Here is a 14,251-nt window from a genome sequence, read left to right on the forward strand (position 1 = left end):
TAATTAGGCAAAGTGTTAAATCTTAGAAAAACGGACAAAAAGCACGAAGATAGACAGATATTTAGACAACTTTTTTTAACGCTGACAAAAAAGCGTTGATGTTGACTGGAGCAAGGTGATAATAAAAAAGAGTGCACTGTAACAAACAATGCACTCTTTTTTATTATCTTAATTCCTAATCCAGGAAATATTATCTGATGAACAGCAGCTCACGATACTTAGGCAATGTCCAAAGCTCATCGGCTACGAGAAGCTCGAGCTTGTCTATCTGATAACGGATTTCCTCCATCTTTGGAGCTACCGTGTCGTGATATGCTACTGCCTTCTCGCGCTCACTCTCTATCTTGTTGGCTACCTTGCGGGCATCTACCAATGCCTCTACACCACGCTCTATTGCCTCGGTGCGCTCGGCTATCTCACGGATAATCTTCACGTTGCGGGCTGTCAGTTTCTTGCCTTCCTCGCCACCGAAGATGTGAATCATACCCTCTACATTCTTTGCCAGACGGCTCTGATAGTGGGTAGCCACTGGGATGATATGGTTCATGCTCAGGTCGCCCATCACACGAGCCTCAATCTGAATCTTCTTGGTATAGGTCTCCCACTTCACCTCGTTGCGCGCCTTCAACTCGCTCTCGCTCATCACGTTGGTCTTGGCAAACATCTCGATGCTTTCCTTGTCCAGATAACGGTCGAAGACTACCGGGCAGGATGCCTCGCAGTCCAGACCTCGCTTCTGAGCCTCTTCCTTCCACTCATCTGAATAGCCGTTGCCGTCGAAGCGGATAGGCTTGCAGGTCTTGATATCCTCGCGTACAATATCTATAATAGCCGATGTCTGGTCCTCACCCTTTGCTATCAAGGCATCTACACGAGTCTTGAAGTCTTCAAGAGCCTCAGCTACGGCAGCATTCAATACGATGAGGGATGATGCACAGTTGGCCTCTGAACCTACAGCACGGAACTCGAAACGGTTTCCGGTGAAGGCGAATGGAGAGGTACGGTTGCGGTCGGTGTTATCGATCATCAGCTCCGGAATCTCAGGGATATCCAGCTCCATACCCTTCTTGCCAGCCAGGGCGAAGAGTTCGTCCTTATCTGCCTTCTCTATATGGTCGAGCAGATCGGTAAGCTGCTTGCCCAGGAATGAAGAGATGATGGCTGGTGGTGCCTCGTTGGCTCCCAAACGGTGCGCATTGGTAGCACTCATGATAGATGCCTTCAGCAGTCCGTTGTGCTTGTAGACACCCATCAAGGTCTCTACGATGAAGACTACGAAGCGGAGATTGTCCTCCGGTGTCTTGCCTGCTGCATGGAGCAGTACACCTGTATCGGTGCAGAGACTCCAGTTGTTGTGCTTGCCCGAACCGTTGACGCCGGCGAATGGCTTCTCGTGAAGGAGTACACGGAAACTGTGCTTATGAGCCACACGCTTCATCAAACTCATCAGGAGCATATTATGGTCTACGGCAAGATTGCACTCCTCATAGATAGGTGCCAGTTCAAACTGGTTTGGTGCCACCTCGTTATGACGGGTCTTGCAAGGGATGCCGAGTTCGAGTGCCTGCACTTCCAAATCCTTCATGAAAGCCTGCACACGCTCAGGGATGGTTCCGAAATAATGGTCGTCCATCTGCTGGTTCTTCGCAGAGTCGTGTCCCATCAGGGTACGGCCCGTAAGCATCAGGTCAGGACGCGCCGAGTAAAGGCTCTCATCTACCAGGAAGTACTCCTGCTCCCAACCGAGATTGGTCTGCACCTTCTTTACCTGTGGATAGAAATAATGGCACACCTCGGTAGCCGCCTCACTCAGGGTATGGAGCGAGCGGAGCAATGGAGCCTTGTAGTCCAAAGCCTCACCGGTATAAGAAATAAAGATGGTTGGGATACAGAGGGTATCGTCGATGATGAACACAGGCGATGTAGGATCCCATGCAGAATAGCCACGAGCCTCGAAGGTATTGCGGATACCGCCGTTAGGGAATGAGCTGGCATCAGGTTCCTGCTGGACAAGCAATTTGCCAGAGAATTCCTCAATCATACCACCCTTTCCGTCATGCTCTACGAAGGCATCATGCTTCTCTGCAGTACCTTCTGTCAATGGCTGGAACCAGTGAGTATAATGTGTTACCCCGTTTTCCTCAGCCCAGAGCTTCATGCCGGCAGCCACGGCATCAGCGATGGAACGGTCCAGACGACTGCCGTTATCTATCACATCGATGAGTTTCTCGTACACATCAGATGGCAGATACTTGTACATCTTCTGGCGGTTGAATACATACTTTGCGAAGTACTCCGAAGGACGCACCTTGGGAGCCTCTACATCTACAGGTCTTTTCTTAAAAGCCTCGGCTACAACCTCAAATCTCAAATTAGCCATTCTTTCTTTTATTATTAATTATAAGTTTGCGGGTGCAAAGTTACGAAAAAATGAGCAAATTGCTAGCGTTTGAGCGTATTTTTTATGCAAAATTCAAACTTTTCTTATACATAAAGTGCCTTTTTCCTACATGGCGACGTAATCTTTCCTACGTCCTGACACAGAAACTCCTGCGTCGCCATGTAATTTCTAGGGCATTAGAAGAGAAAAAATCCCTTGCAACCACTAGAGTCGCAAGGGATTCACATTATCCACTTATCTATTTGTACCTTAAGGGTTTATTGAAGATTGGAGATAGGCAATTAGAAACGGTATACAACAAAGCTGTTTGGCTTCATCTTCACGTTCAACACATTGCCCTGAACCTGTGCATCTGATACAACAGGAACAACCACATTTTTATTGTCTATCTTGTTTTCTGCCTGAATATCGTCGGCATGGAGAACGGTTACCTTACCTGGGTTCAACTTCTTGATACCATTAAAGGTTACGTTGATTTCCTTTGCCTCGTTAGAGGTGTTGGCAATCTTTACGATGTAGCTCTTGGTTGTCTTATCGAAACAAGCGGTGGCATAGAGACCATTCTCGCCTGCTACAGCCTTGCCGTTCTCGGTAAGTTTCAACACATTGGTACCCTTGTTCTCGCCGTAGAGCTGCTGAACATAGTAGTTGGCAGAACGGACAGAGCTGAGGTTATCGAACCAGATGAGGTCCGGACGCCACTGCCATCCCTCTACATGAGCGAAGAGAGGTGCATAGGTAGCCTGATAAACCACATCAGCATTACGCTCCAAACCGGTCATGAAAGCTGCCTCAGAAAGGGCTGCCTCCCAAGAGTTTGGATCATTCTCGGCATGAGCAGCATACTCACCGGCAAAGACCTTAGGACCCTTACGGTCGTACTTGTCGTAACGGCTGGCATTGCTGCGGAACCATTCTGGACTCTTGTAGTAGTGCTCATCCACCATGTCTACGCCCAACTTGCGCATCTGCTCCCAACCGTAGTCGAAGTCCTTTCCATCAGCAGATGGACCAGATGAACCGCAGATCTTGATCTTTGGATACTTGGCATGAATCTGCTCCATGAACTTCTTCAGACGCTCAGGATACATAGGACCCCACTGCTCGTTACCGATACCAATCTGCTTCAGATTGAATGGTGCTGGATGACCCATATCGGCACGGAGCTTACCCCACTTAGAGGTGACAGGACCATTGGCAAACTCGATGAGGTCGAGTGCATCGTCGATATAGCTCTGGAGATCCTTGACTGCTACATGTGCATTAGGATCCTTATCATCGTTCTGATACTGGCAAGCCAGACCTACAGAGAGAATAGGCAATGGCTCAGCACCAATCTTCTCTGAAAGGAGGAAATACTCATAGAAGCCCAAGCCCAATGACTGATAGTAGTTAGGGAAAAGGCGATGTGGGAAGGTATCTCTCCAGCGGTTCTCGTTCAGAGGACGGTTCTCAGGAGCACCCACAGAGTTCTTCCACTCATAACGGGTATCGAGGTCGGTTCCCTCTACGATACATCCGCCAGGGAAACGGAAGATGCCTGGCTTCAAGTCAGCCAAATCCTGTACGAGGTCGGCACGGAGACCATTCCAGTTGTCCTCAGGGAAGAGAGAGATATGGTCGAGGTCTACGCTCTCAGAACCCTTCTCCAGATATACTCGCATCAAACCCTTGGCATCGGTCTGAGGAGAAGTAAGGGTAGCAGTAAGCTTCTGCCATTTATTATTGGTGATGTTGATGACCTGCTTGGCAATCACATCATTCTTTGAATTGACGAGTTCTACGCGAATCTTGCCCTGCTTGCCATCGATGAGATGAAGACGGCCATATACGGTGAAATCGTACTTCATATCCTTCTTCAAGCCCATGCCGAAGAAGCCACGGTTCTCAAGACCAGTCTGCTTCTCACGTGCGCCTGCGCTCTCAAGTGTTACATAATGAGGATTGCGGTCGAAGGCAGGTTTTACGTCGCTGAGGGTTACATTTCCGAATGTATTCCATCCCATCAGGCGCTGTGGGAATTCGAAGGAACGGTTCTCTACCATCTCTGCATAGAGTCCACCATCGGCACCGAAGTTGATATCCTCGAAAAAGATACCATACATGGTAGGCTGGATTTCTGCTCCAGGCTTGTTAGCCTGAACAGTAAACTGATGCTGTGCGAAAGCTCCGAGTGAAGACATCGCCAGCAATGCTGCTGCGAAAAATTTTGCTTTTCTCATATTGTTCGTTATTTTTATTTTTTAGGTCTGTACCTACACTTTTCCGTGATAGGTGCTGCAAAGATAAAAAAATCCACCCCGAATGAGGTGGATTTTCTGTTTAAATATATTGGATTTTCGTATAAATCCCTGCTTTTCCACTATTTATCTAATGGAATGAGCACGAAAGTGAAGTTCTTATCGCCATAATGGAGGCGATATTTCTCCAATGGCCACGCACCCCAAGAGTTCTCACCAGCCACACCAGAATGCTCTGCATCGAGGAAGAGATTGGTGAATTTTGACTTCTTCAGATTGAAACTGTGACGCTGGTCCTTGTCATCACCATCATCCAGTTCTTCTGTGTCGAAGTGGATGGCGGAAGCATAGAATGGCTTGCAGCTCTTCACCTTGAATCCGAAGCCGGAAGCATCGGTCTGGTTCCACCAGCGCATATCGCCCTTGGTTCCACTCTCCTGTGGACGGATGTATGGGAAGTACTGGTGGTCGGCATCATCGCTATAGATTCCGATGCGCATGCAGTCCTCACGGTCAGAATAGTTCTCGATAGGACCACGGCCGTAATACTGGCTCTTGTCCATATCGTATGGCAACTGCATCAGCATACCGAAACGGAACAGATCGCTGACCTTGGCATCATCAGAAGCATCAAACTCCTGGGTTACCTTCATCGCACCGGTGTTAGGCATGATGAGATAATCGATTTCCAGCTCACCCTTCACCTCTGGCATCTCATAGGTTGCACAGATGCTGATGGTGTTTGCCTTCTTATCCTTTTCAACAGCTACACCCTTCAGGTTCATGACAGGGTTCTTCCAAACCTGGAACTTCTTCTGCAGACCGGCACCGAAATCATTATCGGTAGGAGCACGCCAGAAGTTTGGCTTCAGGGTACCGCCCTCTCCGAGGAGCGACTTGCCACGATAGGTATATTCAGAGATGAGACCGGTGGTACGGTTCACCTTCACGGTCAGATCAGGAGTAGTAACGGTGATATCCTGCTCGCCCTTTTTGTCGATGAGCTTAGCCTTCACCTTCTTGCCGCCCTGAGCCTTAGCCATGTTATCTGCACAATGACCGCAGCACTTCTTCTCCTTCACTGCCAGCTGGGCATAAGCCACAATCTGACCAGCCTCCATCAGAGGTTCAGCCTTCTTCAGACGGAAATCGATGTTGAGGAATACCTCCTTGCCCTTTACCTTAGAAAGGTCGTAAGGGATGGTGAAGTTCTTGGTTTGCTGGGCAGCTACATCGATATCAGCGATGGTACCGTTCTGAGTCTCCACGCCATCCTCAATGAGGCTCCATGCCAAGGCATAGTTGCTCAAATTGCGGAAGAAGTTCTCATTGTATACACTTACTTCGCCCTTCTCTGCATTCACCATCTTAGCCCAGATGTTCTGATACTGGTAGGCTACCTCGTAGGCATGAGGATTGAGCTGACGGTCAGGACCGATGATACCATTGCAGTTGAAGTTGTTGTCGCTAGGGTCGTAATTGTTATAATCGCCACCGTAGCAATATTCTATCTTGCGGAGCTCTTCATTGCTCATCTTCTCAGGATTCTTGATGGTCATCGGCTTCAATACCTTGCGGTGCAAGCCCTGGTCAACGAAATCCCAGTCGAAACCACCCTGGAGGATAGGATACTTGCGAATCAGATTCCAGTAATCCTTCAGGTTACCGCCTGAGTTACCCATAGTATGGTTGTACTCGCACTGGATGAGCGGCATCGGACTGTTAGGGTCCTTCGCATACTTTTCACAAGCGCTTACAGGATAGTACATAGGGCAGAAGATATCGGTACCCTCGCCTCTGCTTGCCTGCTCATACTGAACCGGACGGCTCTGGTCCTGGCTCTTGATCCACTTGTAAGCCTGCAGGAAGTTATCGCCCATCACCGTCTCATTACCCATACTCCAGGTTACGACACTAGGATGATTGAAGTACATGGAAACATTGTGCTGGTTGCGCTCCATAATCTGCTTGGCAAACATCGGTTTCTTGGCAGCTGCATCATCGCCATACTGGAAACCGTGACTCTCCTGGTTAGCCTCAGCTACCACATAGATACCATACTCATCGCAGAGCTCATACCAGCGTGGATCATCAGGATAGTGGCAGGTACGGACAGCGTTGATATTCAGGCGCTTCATAATCTTAATGTCCTGAATCATGCGCTCCATGCTCAATACATAACCTCCATCAGGGTCCATCTCATGACGGTTGGCACCCTTAATGAGCACAGGCTGACCGTTGACAAGGAACTGCTTGTTCTTGATTTCCACCTTGCGGAAACCTACCTTTACTGGCGTGATGCTTGCTGATTTCATGTTGCCATTCTTCAGCGCACTTGAGAGGGAAACCTGCAGGGTATATAAATAAGGTGTCTCAGCACTCCACTTGTGTGGATTCTCTACGTTCATCGTAATGTTGGCTGTTCCATTCTTTGCCAATCCTGTAGCTGTAGCCACCTGCTTGCCCTCTTTGTCGAAGAGGATGAAGTTCAGCTTGCCTGTTCCCTTTACCTTGGTAGAGATGTTGAGCACACCGTCCTTGTAGTTGTTTACAAGGTCAGGAGTAACACGGATATCCTCCAAATGCAACTGGGCATCGCGGGCAAAGAGATAGCTTTCACGAGCCACACCACTCAAGCGCCAGAAGTCCTGATCCTCATCCCAGGAACCATCGCACCAGCGGAAGGTCTGGAAGGCAATCAGATTCTTGCCCTTCTTCAGGTAAGGAGTGATGTCAAACTCGGCAGCTACCTTGCTATCCTCTGCATAACCGGCAAACTTGCCGTTTACATAGAGATAGATGTTGGAAGTAACGCTACCGAAATGAGCTACAACCTGCTTGCCATCCCAGTTGGCAGGGATGTCGATGATACGGCGGTAAGAGCCTACATGGTTGTCCTTGGTAGGAACTGCTGGTGGCTGCTGGTCAAAATTTCCACGCCATGCAAAACCAATATTTACATATTCCGGATCACCGAATCCGTTCATCTCCCAGTTGCCTGGAACATTCATGGTCTTCCATTTGGAGTCATCAAGATCTTCCTTGTAGAAGTCGGTAGGACGCTGGTCGGCATTAGCCACCCAGTTGAACTTCCAGGTTCCGTCGAGCGAAAGGAAATACTTGCTCTCCGTCTTGTTCATGTGCAGGATATCCTTGCTCACGATCTTACCGTCTTTCTCAGAAACCCAGTCATCTGCCGGATAGGTGAAGAAATTGGTGTGCAACGGAAAACGATTGATGGCATTCACCTGAAGGTCGTGCCATTCTGTGTAAGTTGGCTGTTGGATGGTCGTCTTATTCAACGACTTAATGGCAGTCTTCGGTTTGGTTGCACCAAAGGTTGCCATTGCTAATCCTGCCAAACTCAATGTTACGAACAGTCTCTGTTTCATGTTTGTTAGTTATTTATACATTAGATTGAAATTACACCTTATTATATATAGGCTATTCTATACCTTAATTATATATAGGCATATCCTGGAGCATCTTATATACCTCCATGTTGCCGGTAGCCTCAGCTAAGCAACTGCAAATATATGAAAATTAAGTTAGAAACAAGCAGAACGACCGTATTTTTTTTTGTTTTTTCAACACCGGAGCACCATTTTCCCAAGAAATAGGTACCCATACCATCATAGAAAGGCATATAAATATATAAAACTTTTTCAATATCCGCTAAAAGAAAATGACAAAAAAGTTTGGTGTTTCCAAAAAAATGCATTACCTTTGCCATCATAAAATAAACAACGAAACGACATAAAAATTATGATGACAATCGAAGAATACAGAGCAGCCATCTTGCAGGCTTTGCTCGATGCTAAGAACGAGGACGGCACTCCAGCCATTACTCCAAGGGAAGCACAGGAAGCACTCAACGGATTTACCGACGACGAGTTGCAAGACGGACTCCTATGGAATTCGCCCGAAGACGTGGCATCAATTATCCTTGAGGGATAAATCACGGAAGTTATATTCAGCTACCAACAGATAAGAATAGGAGCAAAGACCCTTTTTGCGGAGTCTTTGCTCCTATTCCTATTTATACTTCCTGTTCTTTCTTCCCTTTAAAGACAGTCTTCAACAGCCCCGCAATACTTCATTTCTGTTGCAAAAGCAATAAAAAACTAAAGAATGCGACAAAAAACAAAAGAATGTGCAATTTTTCTTTCACAATTCAATTATTATTTGTAAATTTGCAGTCGCATAAACGGAAAGGGAACTTGCAAATCCCTCTTCAATCAGTTTAAAAAGATAATTTTACCGGTAAAAAAGATATATTAAATAATGAAGATAGAAAACGAAATCATCAGCTCGGTCATCGCTGCGGTGAAGGAGCTTTATGGTCAGGACGTACCTGAGAAGATGGTAGCCCTGCAGAAGACCAAGAGTAATTTCGAAGGTAACCTTACCCTCGTCGTATTCCCATTCCTCAAAATGTCGAAGAAAAAGCCTGAGGATACAGCACAGGAAATCGGCGAATACCTGAAGAAAAACTGCGCTAATGTTATCGCAGACTTCAACGTGGTTAAGGGTTTCCTCAACCTTTCTATCGCTCCTGCCGCTTGGGTAGGACTCTTGAATACCATCAACGCTGACCCTAAGTTTGGTGAGAAACCAGTTACAGAGAACAGTCCGCTCGTCATGATCGAGTACTCTTCTCCTAACACCAACAAGCCTCTCCACCTCGGTCACGTGCGCAACAACCTCCTCGGCTGGTCATTGGCCCAGATTATGGAGGCTAACGGCAACAAGGTAATCAAGACAAATATCGTTAACGACCGTGGTATCCACATCTGTAAGTCTATGCTCGCCTGGCTCAAGTGGGGCAATGGCGAAACTCCTGAAACTTCCGGCAAGAAGGGCGACCACCTCATCGGCGACTACTATGTAGCCTTCGACAAGCACTATCGTGAGGAAATCGCAGAACTCAAGGCTCAGTATATGAAGGATGGCATGGACGAGGAAGCTGCCACAGAGAAAGCTAAGGTAGAGGCTCCGCTGATTAAGGAGGCTCACGAGATGCTCGTAAAGTGGGAGAACAACGACCCTGAGGTTCGTGCTCTCTGGCAGAAGATGAACAACTGGGTTTACGCTGGCTTCGATGAGACTTACAAGATGATGGGTGTAAGTTTCGACAAGATATATTATGAGTCAAATACTTACCTCGAGGGTAAGAAGAAGGTAGAAGAAGGATTGGAGAAGGGGCTCTTCTTCCGCAAGGACGATAACTCTGTTTGGGCTGACCTCACCAATGAGGGTCTCGACCAGAAACTCCTGCTCCGTTCAGACGGCACCTCTGTTTATATGACTCAGGACATTGGTACTGCCGACCTCCGTTTCAAGGACTTCCCTATCGACAAGATGATCTACGTAGTAGGTAACGAGCAGAACTACCACTTCCAGGTGCTCTCTATCCTGCTCGACCGTCTCGGTTTCAAGTGGGGTAAGGACTTGGTTCACTTCTCTTACGGTATGGTAGAGTTGCCTAACGGTAAGATGAAGAGCCGCGAGGGAACCGTAGTAGATGCTGATGACCTGATGGCAGAGATGATTAAGGATGCTCGCCAGACAAGCGATGAGCTTGGCAAGTTCAAGGACATGAGCGAGGAAGAGCGCCAGGAGATTTCACGCATCGTGGGTCTCGGAGCGTTGAAGTACTTCATCCTCAAGGTAGATGCCCGCAAGAACATGCTCTTCAACCCAGAAGAAAGTATCGACTTCAATGGTAACACAGGTCCTTTCATCCAGTATACCTACGCTCGTATCCGCAGCATCATGCGCAAGGCAGCAGCCGAGGGCATCGAGATTCCTGCTGAGTTGGGCGCAGATGCTCCTATCAACGAGAAGGAGATTGACCTCATCCAGAAGATGAACGACTTCGCAGCAGCCGTAGCCGATGCTGGCAACAACTACAACCCTGGTGGTATCGCTAACTACTGCTACGAGTTGACCAAGGAGTTCAACCAGTTCTATCACGACTACAGCATCCTGAATGCTGAGAGCGAGGCTGAGAAGATTACCCGTCTGGTTCTTGCAGCCAACGTGGCTAAGATTCTGAAGAACGGTATGTCTCTGCTCGGCATCGAGGTTCCAGAAAGAATGTAATATATACATAAGATATAATAACCTACAATTTAAAAATAAAAAAATATTGACTATTTGACATAATGAGCATGGCCCTGGAGCTCAACTCCAAGGCGCATGCTCATTTCAGTTTTAGCCAATCCTTTTTGTTTTCCAACTCCAAAAAGAAAAAAGATGAATAAAATGCCCGTAAATCCTCCTTCATGGAGAAACGATACCGTTTTGCCTCTACCCAACGAGGTAGTAGCCAACGCCTGGGCTGTGGATGCCGCCTGTTCCGGCAATCCCGGTCCGATGGAATACCAATGCATCGACCTTCAGACCGGTGCCCAGGTTTTCCATTATGGTCCTATCCACGGCACCAACAACATCGGCGAGTTTCTCGCCATCGTCCACGCCCTCGCCCTGATGCAGCAGAAGGGCATTACCGACAAGGTAATTTATAGCGACAGCGTGAATGCCCAGCTCTGGGTAAGCAAGAAACAATGCAAGACCAAACTGGAGCGCACTCCCCAGACCGAACAGCTCTACCAGGTCATCGCCCGAGCCGAGAACTGGCTCCGCACCCACCCCATCACCATACCTATTATAAAATGGGAAACGAAGAAATGGGGCGAGATTCCAGCCGATTTTGGAAGAAAGGGATAAAATACTCTTCACTCTTCACCTTTCGGCCGGAAACCCCTGTGTTTATCGGCATTCCGAGGGGGTGAAGAGTTGTTTTTATCTCTTCACCCACTCTTCACCACTCTTCACCTTCAGAAACGGGAACAGAGGTGAAAGACTGATAGGTGGATTGCAAATCAGCCAGAACTGAAGGGTGAAGAGTGGTGAAGAGTAGGTGAAGAGTGCCCGAATACTCTTCACCCCTCGGAATGCCGATAAACACAGGGGATTCGGGGCTTTTGGTGAAGAGTGAAGAGTATTTGGCAGGAAGCCTATACGAAAATAAAATAAAGGAGGTTTCGATAACTGTTCCAGTAAAACAGCCGACTAGCGACTCATGCGCTAGTCGGCTGTTTGCAGTTTGCCAGTTGGCTGTTTATATTTTGCCAGTTGGCTATTTCCGGTTCTCGCATCAATCATCGCAAGTACTTGCATCTATCATCGTAAGTACTTGCATCTATCATCGTAAGTACCTGCATCTATCATCGTAAGTACCTGCATCTATCATCGTAAATACTTGCATTAATACACGCTATTTTGCTCGAAATGGGGTAAAAACACCATTTCGAGCAGAATTTACTTAGCATTTACGAACCGATACTTATTTATCCAACACACTTAAATTCTGATAGAACCAGACGTTCATCTGATTGGCTCCACGATGATTCCAAGCATAGTAAGGAATCAGAGTCAACACATCGTTCTTGACAGATACGCCATTGGCACCCTCTTCCAGAATCTGGGCATCAGCCTTGATAGCCTTGACAGAGAAGGCTGGAGCACCCTTAGTCTCGGTGTTCTGAATGCTGTAGTTATCCACTACAGAGAAGGCAGGCTTCTTGGCCATGACGGCACGGAGCACTGGCTCGTTCTGATTATCCACAGCCTCAGCACAATATACCAATGGTCCGCGCTCTACGGCAACCTTGCCCTTATCATCAGCTACCTTACCGTTAGCAACCACAGTACGAACCGGCATATCAAAATGGATGCGGATTACATCGCCCTTCTTGATGTTCTTGACAGGGAGATAACCCTTGTTGGCATCGAGATCAGCCTCTACAGCCTTGCCGTTTACGGTTACTGTGTAAGCAGGCTTCTCTGCATCGCTATACTTGTAAAGGTCGCTAGGTACTACCTGGTTGCGAACCCATCCAGGAATACGGACCAGAAGGTTGGCATTCTTCACACCACTCTTCTTCACAGCAATCTTGATGTCGCCGTTCCAAGGATACTCGGTAGTCTCCTCCAGAACCACATCCTTGCCATTCACCTTGATGGTAGATGTATTACCGGCAAAGAGGTTTACATAGATGTTGTTATCCTTCACACCATAGAGATAACCCGGCACAGAAGGGATGAAGCGGCTCAGGTTACTTGGGCAGCAGGCACAGCCGAACCAAGGCTGGCGGGTGGTGTTGCCATCGGCATTGAAGGCATACTTGCCATCGCTAGACAATGGGTTTGGATAGAAGAATCTGCCACCATCCATGCTCATACCCGAGATGACACCATTATATAAGGTACGCTCCATACAGTCGATATACTTGCTCTCGCCGTGAAGCAGGAACATGCGCTCAAAGAGATAAACCATAGAGATGGCTGCACAGGTTTCATTATAGGCAGTCATGTTTGGCAACTCATAGTTCTCGCCGAAAGCTTCACCTGCATGACGGGCACCTACACCACCCGTAAGATAGTACTTCTTGCCAACGATGTTTTCGAAAATGCGGTCGATCACCTTCATATAGGCAGAATCCTTGGTCAGAGCTGCCACATCTGCAATACCGGCATACATATAGCCGGCACGAACAGCATGACCTACCGCCTCTTTCTGCTCCAGGATAGGAACCTGGCTCTGAGAATATGGGTTGCGGATATGGGTCTTGCCACGATAGTCGAGCAGATACTTAGCCTCATCCAGATACTTCTTCTCACCGGTCAGGGTATAGAGACGAGCCAAAGCCATCTCTGCAATCTGATGTCCCGGAACGATGGTAGTCTGTCCAGGCTTAGGTCCCACCTCCTTTACCACGCAATCAGCATAGCGCTTGGCGATATTCAGGAACTTGGTGCTTCCGGTAGCCTGATAGTGAGCGCAGGCTGCATCTACCATGTGACCGAGGTTGTAAAGCTCGTGGCTCGCCTCCTCGTCCTTGACCCAACGCTTATTTCCCGACCATCCGTGTGGATGCTTTGGGTTGATGGTACGGGCGGTATAGAGATAGCCATCTGGCTCCTGTGCCGCAGCTACCACATCGAGCACGCTGTCGATGTAAGCCTTCAACTTCTTGTTCGGATAAGTCTGGAGGATGTAGCTGGCACCTTCGATGGTCTTATACACATCGGTATCATCGAAAGAGAAGCCCATGAACTTGCTCACATCCCACTCCTTGGTGTTCAAGCCCGGGTGGTTAGGATGCTGCAGGGTATAGGCAGCCATATCGAAATTCTTGTAACGGTGCTCGCTCTCACATTTGCTGAAAGCCAATGGCACGGTTACTTCTCGGGCAGCCTTCAAGCGGGCACCCCAGAAAGTATTCTGTGAAATCTTCACACTGGTGAATGGTACTTGAGTGAATGGATAGCCATTGCCCAATACCTTTGCATTCTTCGCCATGGTTGGCACAACTACGGCTGCCGAAAGCAATACTGCTGAAATTAATCTCTTCATTTTCAAATAGGTTTTATTAATTTTATATTATTGTTTGTTATTTCGGTTGCAAAGATAAGAAAACTTTCCGACTATAGTGTATAATAAACAATAAAAAGCAGGTAATTATCAGTCAAACACCAATATTTATATCATATTTAACTCTTTTTTTTGTTACAATCGTTTTTTTATCTTACCTTTGCAGTC

General features: G+C 47.6%; 8 protein-coding genes. 3 read left to right on the forward strand and 5 right to left on the reverse strand.

Translation table 11 applies throughout. From position 1 onward, the window contains the following. Positions 1-190: 190 nt before the first annotated feature. From NQ544_RS10805 to NQ544_RS10815, 3 genes are all read right to left on the reverse strand, one after another. Positions 191-2,380, reverse strand: coding sequence for a glutamine synthetase III family protein (locus tag NQ544_RS10805; RefSeq protein ID WP_006848017.1), 2,190 nt, complete (start codon positions 2,378-2,380; stop codon positions 191-193). Positions 2,381-2,682: 302 nt separating this feature from the next. Continuing rightward, positions 2,683-4,623 carry an alpha-L-arabinofuranosidase family protein gene (locus NQ544_RS10810; protein ID WP_006848018.1) on the reverse strand — a complete coding sequence of 647 codons (1,941 nt, stop codon included), beginning with the start codon at positions 4,621-4,623 and terminating at the stop codon, positions 2,683-2,685. A 140-nt stretch (positions 4,624-4,763) separates the two neighbouring features. After that, positions 4,764-8,033, reverse strand: coding sequence for a glycoside hydrolase family 2 TIM barrel-domain containing protein (locus NQ544_RS10815; protein WP_006848019.1), 3,270 nt, complete (start codon positions 8,031-8,033; stop codon positions 4,764-4,766). Between the two features lie 373 nt (positions 8,034-8,406). Between NQ544_RS10815 and NQ544_RS10820 the strand changes: the two genes are divergently transcribed. The 3 genes from NQ544_RS10820 to NQ544_RS10830 all read left to right on the forward strand — a co-directional run bounded on the left by NQ544_RS10820 (position 8,407) and on the right by NQ544_RS10830 (position 11,373). After that, entirely contained in the window at positions 8,407-8,598 is a 192-nt protein-coding gene (locus tag NQ544_RS10820; protein WP_006848022.1) for a hypothetical protein, read from the forward strand. Positions 8,599-8,925: 327 nt separating this feature from the next. Beyond that, positions 8,926-10,746, forward strand: coding sequence for an arginine--tRNA ligase (gene argS, locus NQ544_RS10825; protein WP_006848023.1), 1,821 nt, complete (start codon positions 8,926-8,928; stop codon positions 10,744-10,746). Between the two features lie 153 nt (positions 10,747-10,899). Beyond that, on the forward strand, positions 10,900-11,373 hold the full coding sequence (locus NQ544_RS10830; protein ID WP_040553281.1) for an RNase H family protein: 474 nt from the start codon (positions 10,900-10,902) through the stop codon (positions 11,371-11,373). Between the two features lie 75 nt (positions 11,374-11,448). Here the strand turns inward: NQ544_RS10830 and NQ544_RS10835 are convergent, their stop codons facing one another. Continuing rightward, positions 11,449-11,592: a hypothetical protein gene (locus NQ544_RS10835; RefSeq protein ID WP_006848025.1), complete on the reverse strand. Its 144-nt coding sequence runs from the start codon at positions 11,590-11,592 to the stop codon at positions 11,449-11,451. A gap of 400 nt (positions 11,593-11,992) precedes the next feature. Further along, entirely contained in the window at positions 11,993-14,065 is a 2,073-nt protein-coding gene (locus NQ544_RS10840; protein WP_006848027.1) for a glycoside hydrolase family 127 protein, read from the reverse strand. Positions 14,066-14,251: the final 186 nt, after the last annotated feature.

The sequence above is a fragment of the Segatella copri DSM 18205 genome, from assembly GCF_025151535.1.
GTDB lineage: Bacteria > Bacteroidota > Bacteroidia > Bacteroidales > Bacteroidaceae > Prevotella > Prevotella copri.

Coding starts and splice junctions, on each gene's coding strand:
- NQ544_RS10805 (WP_006848017.1), bottom strand. CDS start 2,380: ATGGCTAATTTGAGATTTGAGGTTGTAGCCGAGGCTTTTAAGAAAAGA.
- NQ544_RS10810 (WP_006848018.1), bottom strand. CDS start 4,623: ATGAGAAAAGCAAAATTTTTCGCAGCAGCATTGCTGGCGATGTCTTCA.
- NQ544_RS10815 (WP_006848019.1), bottom strand. CDS start 8,033: ATGAAACAGAGACTGTTCGTAACATTGAGTTTGGCAGGATTAGCAATG.
- NQ544_RS10820 (WP_006848022.1), top strand. CDS start 8,407: ATGATGACAATCGAAGAATACAGAGCAGCCATCTTGCAGGCTTTGCTC.
- argS (WP_006848023.1), top strand. CDS start 8,926: ATGAAGATAGAAAACGAAATCATCAGCTCGGTCATCGCTGCGGTGAAG.
- NQ544_RS10830 (WP_040553281.1), top strand. CDS start 10,900: ATGAATAAAATGCCCGTAAATCCTCCTTCATGGAGAAACGATACCGTT.
- NQ544_RS10840 (WP_006848027.1), bottom strand. CDS start 14,065: ATGAAGAGATTAATTTCAGCAGTATTGCTTTCGGCAGCCGTAGTTGTG.